Source organism: Peribacillus sp. FSL E2-0159 (assembly GCF_038643155.1).
GTDB lineage: Bacteria > Bacillota > Bacilli > Bacillales > DSM-1321 > Peribacillus > Peribacillus simplex.
The window spans coordinates 133,954-153,770 of the sequence record NZ_CP152053.1; the positions used below are offsets into that span (position 1 = coordinate 133,954).

Below are 19,817 nucleotides of genomic sequence, written 5' to 3' on the forward strand. Positions count from 1 at the left end.
TTTTCATCTCTTATTAAAGTATAACTATCTTATGTAAGCTGTGATGGAAGAATTAGTCTTCTTTCACAGCCCTATATACTTAATCTTTTATTTATAATTTTAAGGAGGAATTCCTAATGGGAAAAGCTAAATTTGATCGTTCAAAACCGCACGTTAACGTTGGAACTATTGGTCACGTTGACCATGGTAAAACAACTCTAACAGCTGCAATCACAACTGTACTTGCTAAAACTGGTGGCGCAGAAGCTCGCGCTTATGACCAAATCGATGGTGCTCCAGAAGAAAGAGAACGTGGTATCACAATCTCTACTGCACACGTTGAGTACGAAACAGCTACTCGTCACTATGCACACGTTGACTGCCCAGGACATGCTGACTATGTTAAAAACATGATCACTGGTGCTGCACAAATGGACGGCGGAATCTTAGTAGTATCTGCTGCTGATGGCCCAATGCCACAAACTCGTGAGCACATCCTTCTTTCTCGTCAAGTAGGTGTACCATTCCTAGTAGTATTCATGAACAAATGCGACATGGTTGATGACGAAGAACTTCTTGAATTAGTAGAAATGGAAATCCGTGATCTTCTATCTGAATACGAATTCCCTGGCGATGACATTCCAGTTATCAAAGGATCTGCACTAAAAGCTCTTCAAGGAGAAGCTGCTTGGGAAGAAAAAATTCATGAATTAATGACAGCTGTTGACGAGTATATCCCAGAACCAACTCGTGACACTGAAAAACCATTCATGATGCCAGTTGAGGATGTATTCTCAATCACTGGTCGTGGAACAGTTGCAACTGGTCGTGTTGAGCGTGGACAAGTTAAAGTCGGTGACGTTGTTGACATCATCGGTTTCAACGAAGAGTCTAAACCAACTACAGTAACTGGTGTTGAAATGTTCCGTAAACTTCTTGACTATGCTGAAGCTGGTGACAACATCGGTGCACTACTTCGTGGTGTATCCCGTGAAGATATCCAACGTGGACAAGTACTTGCTAAACCAGGTACAATCACTCCACACACAAAGTTCAAAGCTGAAGTTTATGTTCTTTCAAAAGAAGAAGGTGGACGTCACACTCCATTCTTTACAAACTACCGTCCTCAGTTCTACTTCCGTACAACTGACGTAACTGGTATTTGTAACCTTCCAGAAGGCGTAGAAATGGTTATGCCTGGAGACAACATCGAAATGACTGTAGAACTTATCGCTCCAATCGCTATCGAAGAAGGTACTAAATTCTCTATCCGTGAGGGTGGACGTACTGTAGGCGCTGGCGTAGTTGCTACAATCACAGAGTAATTGATTCATAAAACAATATTGGAAGGGACGCCTTCCGGGAGAAGCAGATGGGACGCCATCTGCTTCTTTTCTATTTTCTGAAGGTTTTTCATTTTGTTCTTCTATAATATCGATAAAAAAATTAGTGGATTTATTAAGTTTCATGAGGATTTTCGAATTGAAGAAAATGGATATGAAAGACCATGTAGAATCTACTTGTAAATACTTGTGATAGTATGTATAATAATAAAAGTGTGTTGCACAAGAAAAGTTTAAGTTTAACTTGCATTTTACTTGTGCATTATGTATAATAGACAATGTTGGTCTTTGACTGCGATGATATGGAAGGTTGCTGACACACCCGGCCGCTTTGCCATGGCGAGTGTGTGGGAAATTTCCATTGAGAAGGTCTATTTTAAAATAGGCGAAAAGGAGGGAAAATTATGGCAAAACAAAAAATTCGTATCCGTTTAAAAGCATATGATCACAGAATTCTTGATCAATCTGCTGAGAAAATTGTTGAAACTGCAAAACGTTCTGGTGCGGCTGTATCTGGTCCAATTCCATTACCTACTGAAAGATCGGTATATACGATCCTACGTGCGGTTCATAAATACAAAGATTCTCGTGAACAATTCGAAATGCGTACGCATAAACGTCTAATCGACATCGTTAATCCAACTCCACAAACAGTTGATTCATTGATGCGTTTAGATTTACCATCAGGCGTTGACATTGAAATCAAATTATAATTCATATAAATATGAACAATTACTCTAGGAGGTGTGACTTATGACCAAAGGAATCTTAGGAAGAAAAATCGGTATGACTCAAGTTTTTGCTGAAAACGGTGAACTTATTCCGGTAACAGTTATCGAAGCTGCTAATAACGTGGTTCTTCAAAAGAAAACTGTTGAAACTGATGGCTATGAAGCAGTTCAAGTTGGTTTTGAAAACAAACGCGAAAAGCTTTCTAACAAACCTGAAAAGGGCCATGTTGAAAAAGCAAATACTACTCCTAAGCGCTTCATTCGCGAATTCCGCGGAACGGATCTTACTGAATATGAGATCGGTCAAGAAGTCAATGTTAGTATTTTCGCTGAAGGCGATTTAGTAGATGTATCAGGAATTTCGAAAGGTAAAGGTTTCCAAGGCTCTATCAAGCGTCATGGACAATCTCGCGGACCTATGTCTCATGGTTCTCGTTACCACCGTCGCCCAGGTTCAATGGGTCCTGTAGCTCCAAACCGCGTATTCAAAGGTAAACTATTACCAGGACGTATGGGTGGAGAACAAATTACTGTTCAAAACTTAGCTATCGTTAAAGTTGATGTTGAACGCAACCTACTATTGATCAAAGGTAATGTACCTGGTGCTAGAAAAGCATTGATCAAAGTTAAAACTGCTGTTAAAGCAAAGTAATTTCTGAGAAAGGAGGAGCAATAGAATGCCAAAAGTTACATTGTTCAACCAAACAGGTTCACAAGTTGGAGACATCGAACTAAATGAATCCATCTTTGGTATCGAACCTAATAATCATGTATTATTTGAAGCAATCATCATGCAACGAGCTTCCTTACGTCAAGGAACTCATAAAGTTAAAAACCGTTCTGAAGTTGCAGGCGGTGGACGTAAACCTTGGAAACAAAAAGGAACTGGACGTGCGCGTCAAGGTTCTATCCGTTCTCCACAATGGCGTGGCGGTGGTGTTGTTTTTGGACCTACTCCAAGATCTTACGCTTACAAGCTACCTAAAAAGGTACGTCGTTTAGCTATTAAATCTGCATTGTCTGCAAAGGCATTGGAAGAGAACATTTTGGTACTTGAAAGCTTGTCTTTCGAAGCTCCAAAAACAAAAGAATTTGTAGCAGTACTTAAAAATCTTTCTGTTGATACTAAAACGTTAGTTGTTACTGACGGTTTAGATGAGAAAGTTGCTCTTTCTGCACGTAACATCCCTGGTGTTACTGTAGTTGAAGCTGTTGGTCTTAACGTTCTTGATGTTGTTTCACACAACAAATTGATCTTGACTAAATCAGCTGTCGAAAAAGTAGAGGAGGTGCTTGCATAATGGATGCACGCGATATCATTAAGCGCCCCGTAATCACTGAACGCTCTTCAGACGTAATGGCTGAAAAGAAATATACTTTTGAAGTTGATGTTAGAGCTAACAAAACTCAAGTTAAAGATGCTGTTCAAGAAATTTTCGGCGTTAAAGTTGAGAAAGTAAACATCATGAACTACAAAGGTAAATTTAAACGTATGGGCAAACATGCAGGCTATACTAACAAGCGCCGTAAAGCTATTGTTAAATTAACTGCTGACAGCAAAGAAATCGAGCTATTCGAAGCTTAATTCATTAGAGAAGGAGGGAAATACAAATGGCGATTAAGAAGTATAAACCTACCTCTAACGGTCGACGTAATATGACAACTTCGGATTTTGCTGAGATCACTACAGACAAACCGGAAAAATCATTACTTGCTCCTTTACACAGCAAAGGCGGCCGTAATAACCAAGGTAAGTTAACAGTTCGTCATCAAGGTGGCGGCCACAAGCGTCAATACCGTATCATCGATTTCAAACGGAATAAAGATGGTATACCAGGACGCGTTGCTACTATTGAGTACGATCCAAATCGTTCTGCAAACATTGCATTAATTAATTACGTTGATGGAGAAAAACGTTATATCCTAGCTCCGAAAAACCTAGAAGTAGGTTTGGAAATTATGTCAGGTCCAGAAGCTGACATTAAAGTGGGTAACGCTCTTCCTCTTATTAACATCCCAGTTGGTACAGTAATTCATAACATCGAACTTAAACCAGGAAAAGGTGGACAATTAGTCCGTTCAGCAGGAACATCTGCTCAAGTCCTTGGTAAAGAAGGTCGTTATGTACTTGTACGTTTAAACTCAGGTGAGGTTCGTATGATTCTTGCAACTTGCCGTGCTACTATCGGTCAAGTTGGTAATGAACAACATGAACTTATCAACATTGGTAAAGCTGGCCGTAACCGTTGGTTAGGTAAACGCCCAACAGTTCGTGGATCAGTAATGAACCCGAATGATCACCCACACGGTGGTGGTGAAGGTAAATCGCCAATCGGACGTAAATCACCAATGTCTCCATGGGGTAAACCTACTCTTGGATTCAAAACTCGTAAGAAGAAAAATAAATCCGATAAATTTATCGTACGTCGTCGTAAAAAATAACGGGATTGAGCTACGGTTCATATATAGAACCGTAGAACAGTCACGAAGGGAGGTACTCGCATGGGTCGTAGCTTAAAAAAAGGGCCTTTTGTTGATGATCATTTATTGGTAAAAGTTGAAAAATTAAATGAAGCTGACAAGAAACAGGTAGTAAAAACTTGGTCTCGTCGCTCAACAATCTTCCCGCAATTCATCGGACACACAATCGCCGTTTATGACGGTCGTAAGCATGTGCCGGTTTATGTAACAGAAGATATGGTAGGTCACAAACTAGGCGAATTCGCGCCTACACGCACTTATAAAGGTCACGCAAGTGATGACAAGAAAACAAGACGTTAATGAGAGGAGGGCATCTCATGCAAGCTAAAGCTGTCGCTAAAACAGTTCGTATTGCTCCTCGTAAAGTGCGTTTAGTCGCAGATTTAATTCGAGGAAAACAAGTAGGTGAAGCAGTAGCGATTCTTCGCTTAACACCAAAATCTGCTTCTCCAGTCGTAGAAAAAATTCTGAAATCTGCTATCGCAAATGCAGAACACAACTACGAAATGGATATTAATAACCTAGTCGTTTCAGAGGCATACGTTAACGAAGGACCAACATTAAAACGTTTCCGTCCTCGCGCTCAAGGTCGTGCGAGTGCAATAAACAAACGTACTAGTCATATTACAATCGTTGTATCAGAAAAGAAGGAGGGGTAATCTGTGGGTCAAAAGGTAAATCCTATCGGTATGCGTATCGGGATCATTCGTGATTGGGAATCCAAATGGTACGCTGATAAAGACTACGCTACTCTTTTGCATGAAGACATTAAAGTTCGTGAATATATTGCGAAACGCTTAAATGATGCTTCTGTATCCAAGGTTGAAATCGAACGTGCTGCTAACCGCATCAATGTATCAGTTCATACTGCTAAACCAGGAATGGTTATCGGTAAGGGCGGTACTGAAGTCGAAGCACTACGTAAAGCTTTGAACCAGCTAACTGGCAAAAGAGTTCATATCAATATCATTGAAATTAAAAGAGCAGATCTTGACGCAAAATTGGTTGCTGAAAACATCGCTCGTCAATTAGAAAACCGTGTTTCATTCCGTCGTGCTCAAAAACAAGCTATTCAACGCACTATGCGTTCTGGCGCAAAAGGAATCAAAACACAAGTTTCTGGTCGTCTTGGCGGTGCTGATATTGCTCGTGCTGAACATTACAGCGAAGGAACAGTTCCACTTCACACACTTCGTGCTGACATAGATTATGCTCATGCTGAAGCAGATACTACTTACGGTAAGCTAGGCGTGAAAGTTTGGATCTACCGTGGAGAAGTTCTTCCTACTAAGAAGAAATCTGAGGAAGGAGGAAAATAATATGTTATTGCCAAAACGCGTAAAATACCGTCGTGAACACCGCGGTAAAATGAGAGGGATGGCTAAGGGCGGCACTGAAGTTCATTTCGGAGAATTTGGACTTCAAGCTCAAGAAGCTTCCTGGATCACGAACCGCCAAATCGAAGCAGCTCGTATTGCGATGACTCGTTATATGAAACGTGGAGGAAAAGTTTGGATCAAAATCTTCCCAAGCAAACCTTACACAGCTAAGCCGCTTGAAGTACGGATGGGTTCCGGTAAAGGTGCTCCTGAAGGTTGGGTAGCAGTAGTTAAACCGGGCAAAGTATTGTTTGAAATCTCTGGTGTATCTGAAGAGGTGGCAAGAGAAGCATTGCGCCTTGCAGCACACAAACTTCCAATCAAATGTAAGTTTGTAAAAAGAGAGGAAATTGGTGGTGAAACAAATGAAAGCTAATGAAATCAAAGATCTAACCACTGCTGAAATTGAACAAAAACTAAAATCTCTTAAAGAAGAACTATTTAATCTTCGTTTCCAGTTAGCTACTGGACAACTTGAAAATACAGCTCGCATCCGTGAAGTTCGCAAATCGATTGCTCGTATGAAAACAGTTGTTCGTCAAAGAGAGATCGGTGTCACTAATCGATAATGAATGGAGGTTTGCAGAATGAGCGAACGCAACCAACGCAAAATCTACACTGGACGCGTAGTATCCGACAAAATGGATAAAACAGTAACAGTTGTCGTAGAAACCTATAAAAAGCATTCTTTATACGGTAAACGCGTGAAATACTCTAAAAAGTTAAAAGCTCATGACGAGCTAAACGAAGCTAAAGCAGGCGACGTAGTACGTATCATGGAAACTCGTCCACTTTCAGCTACAAAACGCTTCCGTCTTGTAGAAGTAGTAGAAAAAGCAGTAATCATTTAATATAGTTCGGATTAAGCTAATTCCGAAGGGAGGTACCGTACATGATTCAACAAGAATCTCGTTTAAAAGTCGCTGACAATTCAGGTGCTCGTGAAGTGCTAACAATTAAAGTCCTAGGTGGTTCTGGCCGTAAAACTGCAAACATCGGTGATGTCATCGTTTGTACAGTTAAACAGGCAACACCAGGAGGCGTTGTTAAAAAAGGTGAAGTCGTTAAGGCTGTTGTTGTCCGTACAAAACGTGGTATGCGTCGTCCTGACGGTTCTTACATTCGTTTTGATGAAAACGCATGTGTAATTATCCGTGACGATAAGAGCCCACGTGGAACTCGTATTTTTGGACCTGTTGCTCGTGAATTACGTGACAATAGTTTCATGAAGATCGTTTCTCTAGCTCCAGAAGTTCTATAATATGTAAAATTTGTATAAAGCCTTTCAAGGAGGTGCCAAGCTAATGCATGTTAAAAAAGGTGACAAAGTCGTAGTCATCTCTGGTAAGGACAAAGGCAAACAAGGAACAATTCTTTCTGCATATCCGAAACAAAATCGTGTACTTGTTGAAGGAATTAACATCGTGAAAAAGCATTCCAAGCCATCTCAACTTAATCCACAAGGTGGAATTATCAGCAGAGAAGCTGCTATTCACGTATCCAATGTAATGCCACTTGATCCTAAATCAGGTAAACCGACTCGTGTTGGATATAAGATTGAAAATGGTAAAAAAGTACGCGTAGCTAAAATATCAGGTGAAACTTTAGATAAATAAGTCATAAATGAAGGGAGGTACACTAAGCAATGAGCCGCCTTAAAGAAAAATTAAAAAGTGAAATTACACCATCATTGATGGGCAAATTCAACTATCAATCAGTAATGCAAGTACCAAACATTGAGAAAATCGTTATTAACATGGGTGTGGGTGACGCAGTATCTAACTCGAAAGCTTTAGATACAGCTGTTGAAGAACTTACATTGATCACTGGTCAAAAACCTGTTATAACAAAAGCAAAAAAATCAATCGCAGGCTTCCGTTTGCGTGAAGGTATGCCTATCGGAGCGAAAGTTACATTACGTGGAGAACGTATGTATCAATTCCTTGATAAGCTAGTATCTGTATCTTTACCGCGTGTACGTGATTTCCGTGGCGTTTCAAAGAAATCTTTTGACGGACGTGGGAACTATACATTAGGCGTTAAAGAACAACTTATCTTCCCTGAGATTGATTACGATAAAGTGAGCAAAGTTCGTGGTATGGACATCGTTATCGTAACGACTGCCAACACTGACGAAGAAGCTCGTGAACTACTTACTCAAGTTGGAATGCCGTTCCAAAAGTAATCTCTAAATAAAGGGAGGCGAAATCGTGGCTAAAAAGTCTATGATCGTAAAGCAAAAACGCGAACAAAAGTTTAAAGTACAAGAATATACACGTTGCGAACGTTGCGGACGTCCACATTCTGTATTACGTAAATTTAAACTTTGTCGTATTTGTTTCCGCGAACTTGCATATAAAGGACAAATTCCTGGCGTTAAAAAAGCTAGCTGGTAAAACCCGAGTTTGGGAAGGAGGTAAAATATAATGGTCATGACAGATCCTATTGCAGATATGCTTACTCGCATCCGTAATGCGAATATGGTTCGTCACGAAAAACTGGAAGTTCCTGCTTCAAAGATCAAAAAGGAAATTGCTGAGATCTTAAAAAGTGAAGGCTTCGTACGTGACTTTGAATTAATCGAAGACAATAAACAAGGTATCATCCGTATCTTCTTAAAATACGGTGCAAACAACGAACGTGTTATCACTGGTCTAAAACGTATCAGCAAACCTGGTTTGCGTGTATATGCAAAAACTGGAGAGGTACCACGCGTTCTTAACGGTTTAGGTATCGCAATTGTTTCTACTTCTCACGGAGTTTTAACAGACAAGGAAGCTCGCTCTAAACAAGTTGGCGGAGAAGTTTTAGCATACGTTTGGTAATACATTTTCACAAGAATGGAGGTGCACATTATGTCTCGTATAGGTAAAAAACCTATTGAAATCCCTGCAGGCGTTACAGTTACTGTTACTGGAAGTGAAGTAACTGTTAAAGGACCTAAAGGTGAATTAACTAGATCATTCAATCCTGACCTTTCAATCGTTGTTGAAGAGAACGTGTTAACTGTTACACGTCCGTCTGACGAGAAGAATCACCGTTCTTTACACGGTACTACTCGCGCACTTATCTCTAACATGGTTGAAGGTGTATCAACAGGATTCGTAAAATCACTTGAACTTATTGGGGTTGGGTACCGCGCACAAAAGCAAGGTACTAAGCTTATCCTTAACGTTGGATATTCCCACCCTGTAGAAATAGAGCCAGAAGCTGGCGTTGAAGTCGAAGTTCCTTCTAATACAAAAGTAATCATCAAAGGTGCAAACAAAGAACGTGTAGGAGCTCTAGCAGCTAATATCCGTGATGTTCGCCCACCTGAACCGTATAAAGGTAAAGGGATTCGTTACGAAGGCGAATTCGTTCGTCGTAAAGAAGGTAAAACCGGTAAGTAATGCCGCATAAGTAAACGAAAGGAGTGACGTAAATGATTACGAAGCTTGATAAAAATGCTACTCGTCAGAAAAGACATGCGCGTGTACGTGCTAAGCTTTCTGGAACGGAAGCTCGTCCTCGTTTAAATGTGTTCCGTTCAAACAAACACATTTACGCACAATTAATTGACGATGCAAAAGGCGTAACATTAGCAAGTGCTTCAACTCTTGATAAAGAGATCAGTATCGAAGCTAGTAGCAATGCTGAAGCAGCTCAAAAAGTTGGCGAACTTATTGCGAAACGTGCTGTTGAAAAAGGTTTCAAAGCTGTGGTATTTGACCGCGGTGGTTACCTCTTCCATGGTCGTGTTAAAGCATTGGCTGACGCTGCTCGTGAAAACGGCTTAGAATTTTAATGGATAAGGAGGGACATAACAGATGCGTAGCATTGATCCTAATAAATTAGAACTTGAAGAACGCGTAGTTACAGTAAATCGTGTAGCTAAAGTTGTTAAAGGCGGACGTCGTTTCCGTTTCACTGCACTAGTTGTTGTTGGTGATAAAAATGGTCATGTTGGATTTGGTACTGGTAAAGCTCAAGAAGTTCCGGATGCTATCCGTAAAGCTATTGAGGATGCTAAGAAAAATCTAATTACTGTACCAATGGTTGGAACTACTATTCCTCACCTTGTGAACGGTCGCTATGGCGCAGGTCACATTCTATTGAAACCAGCTTCTGAAGGTACAGGAGTAATTGCTGGTGGTCCTGTTCGTGCGGTACTTGAATTAGGCGGAGTAAGTGATATCTTGTCTAAATCACTAGGTACTAATACACCTATTAATATGGTTCGCGCAACAATTGAAGGATTGAAGCAATTGAAACGTGCTGAAGACGTAGCTAAGTTACGTGGGAAATCAGTACAAGAACTGTTAGGATAAGGAGGGAAATCGAATTATGGCTAATAAATTAGAAATTACCCTCACTCGCAGCTTGATTGGTCGTCCTGAAGATCAACGTGTTACAGTTAACACTTTGGGTTTACGCAAAATGCATCAAACGGTTATTCAAGAAGATAACCCTGCGATTCGCGGTATGATTACCAAAGTATCTCATCTTGTTACTGTAAAAGAACAATAAAATAATTTTTAACTTAACAAGGAGGTGCCAACATGAAACTTCATGAGTTAAAAGCTGCAGAAGGTTCTCGTAAAGAACGTAAACGTAAAGGTCGCGGTATTGGATCTGGTAACGGTAAAACAGCAGGTAAAGGACACAAAGGACAAAACGCTCGCTCCGGCGGCGGTGTGCGTCTTGGATTTGAAGGGGGTCAAACTCCTCTATTCAGACGTTTGCCTAAACGTGGATTTACCAACATCAACCGTAAAGACTATGCTATCGTGAATCTTGATACGTTAAATCTTTTCGAAGACGGTACTGAAGTAACACCAGCTCTTTTACTAGAGACTGGAGTTGTAAGTAAAGAAAAAGCAGGAATCAAAATTCTTGCAAAAGGAAGCATTGAGAAAAAGCTTACTGTTAAAGCTCACAAATTCTCTTCTACTGCTAAAGAAGCTATCGAAGCTGCTGGCGGTAAAACAGAGGTGATCTAATGTTTCGCACGATCTCCAATTTTATGCGCGTGGGTGAAATAAGGAATAAGATTATTTTTACCCTTCTAATGTTAATCGTCTATCGCATCGGTACATTTATACCTGTACCGCATGTGAATGCCGATTTTCTCGCTGAACAGGACCAGCTGAGCGTCATCGGTCTTTTAAATACCTTTGGCGGCGGAGCACTGCAAAACTTTTCCATATTAGCGATGGGTATCATGCCGTACATCACGGCATCTATCATCGTTCAACTGTTACAGATGGATGTTGTTCCTAAGTTCACTGAATGGTCTAAACAAGGAGAAGCAGGGCGCCGTAAATTAGCTCAATTCACTCGTTACTTCACTATTATCCTAGGATTTATCCAAGCAGTTGGTATGTCTTATGGGTTCAATAATATGTCAGGTGGCCAGTTGATTGAAAATCCTGGAATTGCAACATACTTGCTTATTGCGACTGTCTTAACGGCAGGAACAGCTTTTCTTTTGTGGTTAGGGGAGCTGATCACTGCTAAGGGTGTGGGTAATGGGATTTCCATCATAATCTTTGCTGGTATCGTAGCTAGTTTGCCAAATACGGCAAATCAGATTTACGCCCAACAATTTGAAAATGCCGGTGATCAATTATTCTTACGAATCATAACGATTATCCTCATTGTTTTAGCAGTATTAGCAATCGTGGTTGCTGTTATCTTCATTCAGCAGGCATTACGAAAAATTCCTATTCAGTATGCGAAACGTGCTGCGGTAGGTCGTACACAAATGGGTGGCCAGTCTACTCATTTACCATTGAAAGTAAATGCTGCGGGGGTTATTCCGGTAATCTTTGCAATGGCATTTATCATTACTCCCACTACAATCGCTTCTTTCTTTGGAAAGAACAGCGTGACTAGTTGGATATCAACAAATCTTGATTACACCAAGCCAATTGGTATGATCATATATGTTGCTCTTATCATTGCTTTTGCGTATTTTTATGCATTCATTCAGGTTAACCCTGAACAAATGGCTGAGAATTTGAAAAAGCAAGGTGGCTATGTGCCGGGGATTCGTCCAGGTAAGAGTACACAAGAATATTTAACACGTGTTTTATACCGTTTGACGTTTGTAGGCTCAATATTTTTAGCCATCATTGCCGTTTTACCGGTATTTTTCATTAAGCTTGCTGATCTACCTCAATCTGCACAGATTGGTGGTACCAGTTTGCTGATCGTAGTGGGGGTTGCCCTTGATACGATGAAGCAGCTGGAATCACAACTTGTGAAGAGACACTATAAAGGCTTTATAAAGTAATGAGTTTTGGGAACGGCTTGTTCCCTTTACCCATTATAGAGTTTGAGGGGGAAGAAAATTGAATCTAGTGTTAATGGGTCTGCCGGGTGCTGGTAAGGGCACTCAAGCTGAACAAATCGTAGAAAAATATAATATCCCTCATATCTCTACTGGAGATATGTTCCGAACAGCTATCAAAGATGGAACAGAATTAGGTCTAAAGGCGAAATCATTCATGGACAAAGGCGAATTGGTACCTGATGAAGTTACCATTGGCATCGTACGTGAGCGTTTAAGCAAGGAAGACTGCCTAAAAGGATTTTTGCTTGATGGATTTCCACGTACTGTGGCACAGGCAGAGGCACTTGAAAGCATTCTTACTGATTTAGATCGCAATATGAATTTTGTCATTAATATCGATGTTGATAAAAACATCTTAATGGAAAGATTGACAGGACGTCGTATTTGCAAATCATGTGGTGCGACATACCATCTTGTATTCAATCCTCCTGCTAATGAGGATGTATGCGACCGCTGCGGCGGAGAATTATATCAACGTGCCGACGATAATGCAGAAACGGTTCAAAATCGCTTAGATGTGAATTTGAAACAAACCAAGCCACTTCTTGATTTCTACGGAGACAAAGGATACTTGGTCAACATTAACGGACAGCAAGATATTAATAAGGTATTTGAAGATATCGATGTGTTGCTTGGTGCTTTACAAAATTAATCATTCGTATTGATTTATGAAATTCATACCATTTTTATAACTTACTAGTTAAACTTGGTGCATTCCTATAATACAAAGGGTATAATGGATTTCGCGAGAGCATTCGCACATTTATTAATCAGGTTCTTGTACTTGGTATTCCCTGAATTGGGCGATTACTTTTTAAGTGATCTTCATGGACATATCCGGTCGGCAAAATTGATGAAGAAATGCAGTGACTCTATTGGGATTCCTAAAGAGTCGTGATATAGAGGGTTGAAAGAAGCTATGTCAGGCGTGCGCCTTTCAAACATCTCCCATGCTATTCAAACCTATGTCGAGACTAATTGCTTCTCTATTTCGAGAGTATGTCGGTCACGGAATCGGTCAAGACTTACATGAGGACCAATAAAATCCTCATTTCGGTCCAACTGATAAAGGTCCTCAGTTTAAGCCTGGTTCTACAAAATGGTGAATACTTGATGCAGAATTGTAAGACTTATGAGGATAATTGGACTGTAGTAATGTTGACGGAAAGATGTGTACCTTTAATAGGTTCACGCATAGAGAAGGGAGAATCACTTTAATGGCGAAAGATGATGTAATTGAAGTAGAAGGCACAGTACAAGAGACTTTGCCAAATGCAATGTTTAAGGTAGAATTAGAAAATGGTCATACTGTTTTAGCTCATGTATCCGGTAAAATTCGTATGCACTTTATTCGCATTTTGCCTGGAGATAAAGTTACGGTTGAGCTTTCCCCGTATGATCTAACTCGCGGCAGAATCACATACCGGTTCAAATAATCCGGTTACGCTCCGATCTGTATAAGGAGGTTAGATAGCAATGAAAGTCAGACCATCAGTCAAACCAATCTGCGAAAAGTGTAAAGTTATCCGCAGAAAAGGTAAAGTTATGGTTATTTGCGAAAACCCTAAACATAAACAAAAACAAGGCTAAATAGAAGGAGGTGCACTCAAGCATGGCACGTATTGCTGGAGTAGATATTCCCCGTGACAAACGGATTGTTATCTCATTAACATATATATATGGTATTGGAAAACAAACTGCGATTAAGATTCTTGCAGAAGCAGGCATTTCTGAAGAAACTCGCGTTCGTGACTTAACGGAAGACGAATTGAACAAAATTCGTGATATCATTGACAAGCTTAAAGTAGAAGGCGACCTTCGTCGTGAAATCTCCCTAAACATCAAACGTTTAATGGAAATCGGTTCTTACCGTGGTTTACGTCACCGTCGTGGTCTTCCTGTTCGCGGTCAAAATACAAAAAACAATGCTCGTACGCGTAAAGGACCTCGTCGTACTGTAGCTAACAAGAAAAAATAATTAGTAAAGGAGGTTACTTTTCATGGCACGTAAAACTAATACACGTAAACGTCGTGTGAAAAAGAATATAGAAACTGGTATTGCACATATTCGTTCAACATTCAATAACACTATCGTTACGATCACTGACTCTCATGGTAATGCTATTTCTTGGTCAAGTGCTGGAGCTCTAGGATTCCGTGGATCTCGTAAATCCACTCCATTTGCTGCACAAATGGCTGCTGAAACAGCTGCTAAAACATCAATTGAACATGGTATGAAAACTCTTGAAGTTACAGTTAAAGGACCTGGTGCTGGACGTGAGGCTGCTATTCGTGCACTTCAAGCTGCTGGCCTAGAAGTAACTGCAATTAAAGATGTAACTCCAGTTCCACATAACGGATGCCGTCCACCAAAACGTCGCCGTGTTTAATTTTTCTGTATAGATTTTGTATTCCTGTCAATAATGGGATATAATACTGAGTTTGCGTTCTTACAGAGGATTAATTTTCAGTTGTTGCGCACAGCGGGAACGTATACATGGGGAATTTCGGTTTAAGTGAATTCGTTTACTTGCCGGGGTTTTGACGTTTTGAAGGAGGGTTTGTTGATGATCGAAATAGAAAAACCAAAAATCGAAACGGTTGAAATCAACGACGATACCAAATACGGTAAATTCGTCGTAGAGCCACTAGAGCGTGGGTATGGTACTACATTGGGTAACTCCTTACGTCGTATCCTTTTATCCTCACTCCCAGGTGCTGCTGTCACAGCTATACAAATTGATGGAGTGCTACATGAGTTCTCAACAATTGAAGGCGTCGTGGAAGATGTAACATCTATCATTCTTAATGTGAAAAAACTAGCTCTTAAGATTTACTCTGATGAAGAGAAGACGCTGGAAATTGACGTTCAAGGTGACGGAGTCATCACGGCTGCTGATATCACTCATGATAGTGATGTAGAAATTCTTAATCCGGATTTATATATTGCTACAATTGGTAAAAACGGTCATATGCGTATGCGTTTATCTGCACGTCGCGGCCGCGGCTACACTCCTGCTGTTCAAAACAAGAGAGAAGACCAGCCAATTGGTGTAATTCCAATCGATGCTCTTTACACTCCAGTTTCACGCGTATCTTTCCAAGTTGAAAATACACGTGTTGGACAGTTGTCTAACTTTGACAAGTTAACGTTCGATGTTTGGACTGATGGCAGTACTGGTCCGCAAGAAGCGGTAGCACTTGGAGCTAAGATTTTAACAGAGCATTTAAATATCTTTGTTGGTTTAACCGATGAAGCTCAAAATGCTGAAATCATGGTTGAAAAAGAAGAAGATCAAAAAGAAAAAGTTCTTGAGATGACGATCGAAGAATTAGATCTTTCTGTTCGTTCTTACAACTGCTTGAAACGTGCTGGAATCAATACCGTTCAAGAGCTAGCTCATAAAACGGAAGAAGATATGATGAAAGTACGTAATCTAGGTCGTAAATCACTTGAAGAAGTGAAAGCGAAACTAGAAGAATTAGGCTTAGGTCTTCGTAAAGACGACTGATAACATGGCGGAATCAATCCATTATGTTGTGAGCCTTGTTTTAGACACACAATATAGAACTTCAACAAAGGAGGGAATCTCTAATGGGTTACAGAAAGTTAGGACGCACTAGCGCACAACGTAAAGCATTACTTCGTGATTTAGCTACGGATCTTATTATCCATGAGCGCATTGAAACTACTGAAGCACGTGCAAAAGAATTACGTTCTGTAGTAGATAAAATGATCACTCTTGGTAAACGTGGTGACTTGCATGCACGCCGTCAAGCTGCATCATTCATCCGTAACGAAATCGCTGACGCTGAGAATGGCACAGATGCCCTTCAAAAACTATTCAGTGACGTGGCTCCACGTTATGAAGAACGTCAAGGTGGATACACTCGTATCATGAAAGTTGGTCCACGCCGCGGTGACGGTGCACCAGTCGTGGTTATTGAATTAGTTTAATAACAACGATGAAAAAGGGCGGGACAAATGAATATACTCACTTGTTCTATGCCCTTTTTCTTTTTTTAAATAGAAATTCTGTCATTTAGAAATTCGCATTGAGTGTTACGATGGCTGGCGGAACCTGTATTATGCAGGGAGCCTTCACGTCTAGCTCAAGCATCCCTTCCCGCTTTTGATAAGCGATTATAAGATAACCTGTTTTTCGTAACAGGCCCGCTGTTAGCTGCTCTTAATTTACCGAAAATTCTTTCGGTGGAAGGGGTGCAGCGTTTTTTTATATTTTCAGAAGGAAAAACTACTATATTTATATTGAGTGAGCAGAGTTTAGATTAGACGAGTGCAGTCGAGGATGAGGAGGGCCACATAGTGAAGAAGCTGGTTTCTTTAAATAATATTGTTTTTAAATATGAGGGTCAGTCTCGAAACGCCTTGGATGATGTTTCTTTTGATATTCATCAGGGGGAGTGGCTTGCGATTGTCGGGCATAATGGTTCTGGCAAGTCGACATTAGCGAAGTTATTGAATGGTCTTCAGTTCGCTAACTCAGGTACCATTACTATTAATGATCAACTTTTGACTGAAGAATCCGTTTGGGATGTACGCCAGAGAATTGGCATGGTTTTTCAAAACCCAGATAATCAGTTTGTAGGCACTACAGTTCAGGATGATGTGGCTTTTGGTTTAGAAAACGCCGGTGTTTCTCAGCAGGTTATGGTGGAGCGTGTTCATGGTGCGTTAAATAAGGTTAAAATGAATGCCTTTCTTAATCAAGAGCCGCACCATCTATCCGGCGGTCAAAAGCAAAGAGTGGCCATAGCAGGTGTAATAGCCTTGCAGCCAGACATAATCATCTTAGATGAAGCAACCTCCATGCTTGACCCAAGAGGCCGTGAAGAAGTGCTTGAAACAGTTAGGGAATTAAAACTGGAAAACGAGATTACTGTTATATCAATCACCCATGATCTTGAGGAAGCTGCGAAAGCTGATCGAATGATAGTAATGAACCAAGGTCGGTTATATCGTGAAGGACCGCCTCAGGATATTTTTGAGTTAGAGGAAGAATTGATTGCTCTTGGTCTGGATATTCCTTTTTCAGTGAAACTAACCAAGGAGTTACAAAAAAATGGTGTTCGTGTAGTTGATGGGCATTTGACAGAGGAAGAGTTGGTGAAGGATTTATGCGAATTACACTCGATGATGTAGAATACCGCTATCAGGTGAATACTCCTTTTGAACATCTAGCCCTTCATGATGTCAATATTTCAATGGAGCCGGGAACCTATACCGCAATCATCGGGCATACAGGGTCCGGGAAATCCACGCTACTGCAGCATTTGAATGCTCTATTAAAACCGACGAAGGGTCGGGTCTTCATTGGGGATCGGACGATTGAGGCCGGAAAAAAAGAGAAGGCGTTGCGGCCAATTAGACAAAAGGTCGGTATTGTTTTTCAGTTTCCGGAACATCAGCTATTTGATGAAACGGTTGAAAAGGATATATGTTTCGGACCCATGAATTTTGGCGTTTCTGAAATCGATGCTAAGAAACTGGCCAGGAAAGCCATCGCGCAAGTCGGATTGAATGAGGAAATTCTTGAAAAATCCCCATTCGATTTATCCGGCGGACAAATGCGACGGGTTGCCATCGCTGGGGTACTTGCCATGGAACCGGAAGTATTGGTACTTGATGAGCCCACAGCGGGACTGGATCCGCGAGGACGCAAAGAAATCATGGATATGTTTTATGATTTGCATAAAGCAAGAGGCATTTCAATGATTCTGGTGACACATAGCATGGAGGATGCAGCCAAATACGCGGATGACATAATTATCATGCATAAAGGTACGGTGTTCAAAAAAGGTACCCCTCAGGAAATTTTCTCAGAGCCGGAACAATTAATGGAGCTTGGTCTGGATGTTCCTGATACGGTCCGTTTTCAGCTAAAGCTCCAGAAGGAACTTGGTGTTCGATTCGATCATCCATGTCTTAATATCGGTGATTTAGCGGTAGAAATAGATAAAGCCATGAAACGGGGGAACCGCTGATGCTGGATAAAATGATTATCGGCCGTTATGTCCCTGCAAATTCACTGATGCACAAGATGGACCCAAGGGCTAAATTGCTCCTGGTTTTCCTGTTTGTTTGTGTCGTCTTTTTGGCGAATAATGTCGTTTCTTACGGTTTGCTTGCTGTATTCACCATCCTATTGATCAGTCTTTCCAAAATACCGCTTCGCTATCTTTATAATGGGTTAAAACCAATCTTTTTCTTGATCGTATTTACATTCCTTCTCCATATATTGTTTACGAAAGAAGGGGAATTGCTTTTTGAATACGGTTGGTTTGAAATCTATGAGGGCGGTCTGATTCAAGGTCTTTTCATATCCGTTAGATTTACTTTACTAATCCTTGTTACGTCACTTTTAACTTTGACGACTTCACCGATATCCATTACAGATGGCATGGAAGAGCTGTTGGGGCCCTTGAAAAAGTGGAAGATGCCTGTACACGAACTGGCATTGATGATGTCCATCGCCCTTCGATTCATTCCAACGCTAATGGAGGAAACGGAAAAAATCATGAAGGCCCAAACTGCAAGGGGCGTTGACTTTTCATCTGGCCCGATAAAGGACAGGGTTAAATCGATTGTACCGCTGCTTGTTCCTTTATTTGTTAGTTCGTTCAAACGGGCGGAAGAATTGGCAACTGCCATGGAATCTAGAGGATACCGTGGCGGGGAAGGCCGCACGAAATATCGCAAATTGGACTGGAAGACTATTGATAGCCTTTTGATGGTCTCAATAGGTATTCTAACGGTCATGTTATTTTTATTACGTTCATAATAAGGAAGAGAACTATGCCAAAATATAAATGTGTGATCGCTTATGACGGCACGGAATTTGCGGGTTATCAGGTGCAGCCTGAGAAACGCACCATACAAAGTGAATTCGAGGCAGTCTTGGCCCAAATGCATAAAGGCACAATTATAAAAGTGACTGCTTCAGGCAGGACAGATTCAGGGGTCCATGCAAAGGGGCAGGTACTTCACTTTGAATCGCCCCTTACATTTCCTACGGGAAATTGGGTAAAGGCGTTCAGCGCCCTTCTTCCGACCGATATCATCGTTCTGGAAGTTGAAATCGTACCAGACGATTTTCATGCGAGGTTTCATACGACTGGGAAAGAGTACCGTTATATTATAGCCCGCTCGAAACTACGGGATCCGTTTAAGCGGAATTACGCCTATCATTATCCCTACCCATTAGATGGGGAGGCGATGAGGGAAGCAATCTCCTATTTGATAGGGACACATGACTTTACAAGTTTTTGTTCGGCAAAAACGGAAGTGGTCGATAAAGTTCGAACGATACAGGAAATGGATTTTGAAGAGAGCGATGGTTTCATGGTTTTCCGCTTCGTTGGCGAAGGTTTTTTGTATAATATGGTGCGTATCCTGGTTGGGACGCTCCTGGATGTCGGCAGCGGCAAGATGTCACCCCGGGATATGATCGGGATATTGGACAAAAAGGACCGCAGCTTTGCAGGAAAAACAGCACCAGCCCAAGGCTTGTATTTATGGAAAGTATTTTACAAATAAAAATATTTT

34 protein-coding genes and 1 pseudogene are annotated in these 19,817 nt (G+C 40.9%); all 35 read left to right on the top strand.

The annotated features are described in order from the left end of the window. Positions 1 to 116: 116 nt before the first annotated feature. The 35 genes and pseudogenes from tuf to truA all read left to right on the top strand — a co-directional run bounded on the left by tuf (position 117) and on the right by truA (position 19,808). Positions 117 to 1,304, top strand: coding sequence for an elongation factor Tu (gene tuf, locus NYE63_RS00695; RefSeq protein ID WP_063235794.1), 1,188 nt, complete (start codon positions 117 to 119; stop codon positions 1,302 to 1,304). A gap of 422 nt (positions 1,305 to 1,726) precedes the next feature. Continuing rightward, the gene (gene rpsJ / locus NYE63_RS00700; protein ID WP_019244375.1) at positions 1,727 to 2,035 is read left to right on the top strand and encodes a 30S ribosomal protein S10; all 309 of its coding nucleotides are present in this window, start codon (positions 1,727 to 1,729) and stop codon (positions 2,033 to 2,035) included. Between the two features lie 40 nt (positions 2,036 to 2,075). Further along, positions 2,076 to 2,705: a 50S ribosomal protein L3 gene (rplC, locus tag NYE63_RS00705; protein ID WP_034305028.1), complete on the top strand. Its 630-nt coding sequence runs from the start codon at positions 2,076 to 2,078 to the stop codon at positions 2,703 to 2,705. 25 nt (positions 2,706 to 2,730) lie between these two features. After that, positions 2,731 to 3,354 (top strand): 50S ribosomal protein L4, encoded by a 624-nt coding sequence (gene rplD / locus NYE63_RS00710; protein ID WP_053349064.1) that lies wholly within the window; start codon positions 2,731 to 2,733, stop codon positions 3,352 to 3,354. After that, entirely contained in the window at positions 3,354 to 3,638 is a 285-nt protein-coding gene (gene rplW / locus NYE63_RS00715; RefSeq protein WP_057915217.1) for a 50S ribosomal protein L23, read from the top strand. Before rplD ends, rplW begins: the two co-directional genes overlap by 1 nt. A 26-nt stretch (positions 3,639 to 3,664) precedes the next feature. Next, positions 3,665 to 4,495 (top strand): 50S ribosomal protein L2, encoded by an 831-nt coding sequence (gene rplB, locus NYE63_RS00720; protein WP_053349063.1) that lies wholly within the window; start codon positions 3,665 to 3,667, stop codon positions 4,493 to 4,495. Between the two features lie 60 nt (positions 4,496 to 4,555). After that, positions 4,556 to 4,834, top strand: a complete 279-nt coding sequence (gene rpsS, locus NYE63_RS00725; RefSeq protein WP_034305018.1) for a 30S ribosomal protein S19 — start codon at positions 4,556 to 4,558, stop codon at positions 4,832 to 4,834. 17 nt (positions 4,835 to 4,851) lie between these two features. Continuing rightward, on the top strand, positions 4,852 to 5,193 hold the full coding sequence (gene rplV, locus NYE63_RS00730; RefSeq protein ID WP_034305017.1) for a 50S ribosomal protein L22: 342 nt from the start codon (positions 4,852 to 4,854) through the stop codon (positions 5,191 to 5,193). A gap of 3 nt (positions 5,194 to 5,196) precedes the next feature. Next, positions 5,197 to 5,853: a 30S ribosomal protein S3 gene (rpsC, locus tag NYE63_RS00735; protein WP_063235795.1), complete on the top strand. Its 657-nt coding sequence runs from the start codon at positions 5,197 to 5,199 to the stop codon at positions 5,851 to 5,853. A 1-nt stretch (position 5,854) separates the two neighbouring features. After that, on the top strand, positions 5,855 to 6,289 hold the full coding sequence (rplP, locus tag NYE63_RS00740; RefSeq protein ID WP_053349061.1) for a 50S ribosomal protein L16: 435 nt from the start codon (positions 5,855 to 5,857) through the stop codon (positions 6,287 to 6,289). Continuing rightward, positions 6,279 to 6,482, top strand: a complete 204-nt coding sequence (gene rpmC, locus NYE63_RS00745; protein ID WP_034305010.1) for a 50S ribosomal protein L29 — start codon at positions 6,279 to 6,281, stop codon at positions 6,480 to 6,482. The genes rplP and rpmC overlap by 11 nt, the downstream gene beginning before the upstream one ends. 18 nt (positions 6,483 to 6,500) lie before the next feature. After that, positions 6,501 to 6,764, top strand: coding sequence for a 30S ribosomal protein S17 (gene rpsQ / locus NYE63_RS00750; protein ID WP_034305007.1), 264 nt, complete (start codon positions 6,501 to 6,503; stop codon positions 6,762 to 6,764). Positions 6,765 to 6,805: 41 nt separating this feature from the next. Then, positions 6,806 to 7,174, top strand: a complete 369-nt coding sequence (gene rplN / locus NYE63_RS00755) for a 50S ribosomal protein L14 (protein ID WP_061440386.1) — start codon at positions 6,806 to 6,808, stop codon at positions 7,172 to 7,174. A 43-nt stretch (positions 7,175 to 7,217) separates the two neighbouring features. Further along, positions 7,218 to 7,529 carry a 50S ribosomal protein L24 gene (gene rplX, locus NYE63_RS00760; protein ID WP_063235796.1) on the top strand — a complete coding sequence of 104 codons (312 nt, stop codon included), beginning with the start codon at positions 7,218 to 7,220 and terminating at the stop codon, positions 7,527 to 7,529. 29 nt (positions 7,530 to 7,558) lie between these two features. Next, complete coding sequence (gene rplE / locus NYE63_RS00765) at positions 7,559 to 8,098, top strand: 50S ribosomal protein L5 (protein ID WP_063235797.1); 540 nt, start codon at positions 7,559 to 7,561, stop codon at positions 8,096 to 8,098. A gap of 25 nt (positions 8,099 to 8,123) precedes the next feature. After that, positions 8,124 to 8,309: a type Z 30S ribosomal protein S14 gene (locus NYE63_RS00770; RefSeq protein WP_034304998.1), complete on the top strand. Its 186-nt coding sequence runs from the start codon at positions 8,124 to 8,126 to the stop codon at positions 8,307 to 8,309. A 30-nt stretch (positions 8,310 to 8,339) separates the two neighbouring features. After that, positions 8,340 to 8,738, top strand: coding sequence for a 30S ribosomal protein S8 (gene rpsH / locus NYE63_RS00775; protein WP_034304995.1), 399 nt, complete (start codon positions 8,340 to 8,342; stop codon positions 8,736 to 8,738). Between the two features lie 30 nt (positions 8,739 to 8,768). Continuing rightward, positions 8,769 to 9,305, top strand: a complete 537-nt coding sequence (gene rplF / locus NYE63_RS00780; RefSeq protein WP_063235798.1) for a 50S ribosomal protein L6 — start codon at positions 8,769 to 8,771, stop codon at positions 9,303 to 9,305. Between the two features lie 32 nt (positions 9,306 to 9,337). Then, complete coding sequence (rplR, locus tag NYE63_RS00785; protein ID WP_063235799.1) at positions 9,338 to 9,700, top strand: 50S ribosomal protein L18; 363 nt, start codon at positions 9,338 to 9,340, stop codon at positions 9,698 to 9,700. A 22-nt stretch (positions 9,701 to 9,722) separates the two neighbouring features. Further along, positions 9,723 to 10,223 carry a 30S ribosomal protein S5 gene (gene rpsE / locus NYE63_RS00790; RefSeq protein WP_034304987.1) on the top strand — a complete coding sequence of 167 codons (501 nt, stop codon included), beginning with the start codon at positions 9,723 to 9,725 and terminating at the stop codon, positions 10,221 to 10,223. Between the two features lie 16 nt (positions 10,224 to 10,239). Then, on the top strand, positions 10,240 to 10,422 hold the full coding sequence (gene rpmD / locus NYE63_RS00795) for a 50S ribosomal protein L30 (RefSeq protein ID WP_063235800.1): 183 nt from the start codon (positions 10,240 to 10,242) through the stop codon (positions 10,420 to 10,422). 32 nt (positions 10,423 to 10,454) lie between these two features. Further along, on the top strand, positions 10,455 to 10,895 hold the full coding sequence (gene rplO / locus NYE63_RS00800) for a 50S ribosomal protein L15 (protein ID WP_063235801.1): 441 nt from the start codon (positions 10,455 to 10,457) through the stop codon (positions 10,893 to 10,895). Further along, the gene (secY, locus tag NYE63_RS00805) at positions 10,895 to 12,190 is read left to right on the top strand and encodes a preprotein translocase subunit SecY (RefSeq protein ID WP_057276478.1); all 1,296 of its coding nucleotides are present in this window, start codon (positions 10,895 to 10,897) and stop codon (positions 12,188 to 12,190) included. Before rplO ends, secY begins: the two co-directional genes overlap by 1 nt. A gap of 58 nt (positions 12,191 to 12,248) precedes the next feature. Beyond that, a complete protein-coding gene (locus NYE63_RS00810) occupies positions 12,249 to 12,902 on the top strand; it encodes an adenylate kinase (protein WP_342603736.1) in 654 nt (217 codons plus the stop codon). Between the two features lie 71 nt (positions 12,903 to 12,973). Next, positions 12,974 to 13,425 (top strand): annotated as a pseudogene (locus NYE63_RS00815) (M24 family metallopeptidase); the annotation flags it as partial. 42 nt (positions 13,426 to 13,467) lie between these two features. Further along, entirely contained in the window at positions 13,468 to 13,686 is a 219-nt protein-coding gene (infA, locus tag NYE63_RS00820; RefSeq protein ID WP_028390440.1) for a translation initiation factor IF-1, read from the top strand. Between the two features lie 40 nt (positions 13,687 to 13,726). Further along, positions 13,727 to 13,840, top strand: a complete 114-nt coding sequence (gene rpmJ / locus NYE63_RS00825) for a 50S ribosomal protein L36 (protein ID WP_003156543.1) — start codon at positions 13,727 to 13,729, stop codon at positions 13,838 to 13,840. A 22-nt stretch (positions 13,841 to 13,862) separates the two neighbouring features. Then, positions 13,863 to 14,228, top strand: a complete 366-nt coding sequence (rpsM, locus tag NYE63_RS00830) for a 30S ribosomal protein S13 (protein WP_063235804.1) — start codon at positions 13,863 to 13,865, stop codon at positions 14,226 to 14,228. Positions 14,229 to 14,250: 22 nt separating this feature from the next. Then, positions 14,251 to 14,640 carry a 30S ribosomal protein S11 gene (gene rpsK, locus NYE63_RS00835; RefSeq protein WP_028390438.1) on the top strand — a complete coding sequence of 130 codons (390 nt, stop codon included), beginning with the start codon at positions 14,251 to 14,253 and terminating at the stop codon, positions 14,638 to 14,640. Between the two features lie 177 nt (positions 14,641 to 14,817). Further along, positions 14,818 to 15,762, top strand: coding sequence for a DNA-directed RNA polymerase subunit alpha (locus tag NYE63_RS00840; RefSeq protein ID WP_034304976.1), 945 nt, complete (start codon positions 14,818 to 14,820; stop codon positions 15,760 to 15,762). Between the two features lie 83 nt (positions 15,763 to 15,845). Next, positions 15,846 to 16,208, top strand: coding sequence for a 50S ribosomal protein L17 (gene rplQ, locus NYE63_RS00845; RefSeq protein WP_034304973.1), 363 nt, complete (start codon positions 15,846 to 15,848; stop codon positions 16,206 to 16,208). Between the two features lie 366 nt (positions 16,209 to 16,574). Continuing rightward, positions 16,575 to 17,414, top strand: a complete 840-nt coding sequence (locus NYE63_RS00850) for an energy-coupling factor ABC transporter ATP-binding protein (RefSeq protein WP_144480972.1) — start codon at positions 16,575 to 16,577, stop codon at positions 17,412 to 17,414. Further along, positions 17,390 to 18,256 (top strand): energy-coupling factor ABC transporter ATP-binding protein, encoded by an 867-nt coding sequence (locus NYE63_RS00855; RefSeq protein ID WP_063235806.1) that lies wholly within the window; start codon positions 17,390 to 17,392, stop codon positions 18,254 to 18,256. The genes NYE63_RS00850 and NYE63_RS00855 overlap by 25 nt, the downstream gene beginning before the upstream one ends. After that, on the top strand, positions 18,256 to 19,053 hold the full coding sequence (locus NYE63_RS00860; protein WP_342603737.1) for an energy-coupling factor transporter transmembrane protein EcfT: 798 nt from the start codon (positions 18,256 to 18,258) through the stop codon (positions 19,051 to 19,053). Before NYE63_RS00855 ends, NYE63_RS00860 begins: the two co-directional genes overlap by 1 nt. A gap of 14 nt (positions 19,054 to 19,067) precedes the next feature. Further along, positions 19,068 to 19,808, top strand: coding sequence for a tRNA pseudouridine(38-40) synthase TruA (gene truA, locus NYE63_RS00865; RefSeq protein ID WP_342603738.1), 741 nt, complete (start codon positions 19,068 to 19,070; stop codon positions 19,806 to 19,808). The last annotated feature ends 9 nt before the right edge of the window (positions 19,809 to 19,817 follow it).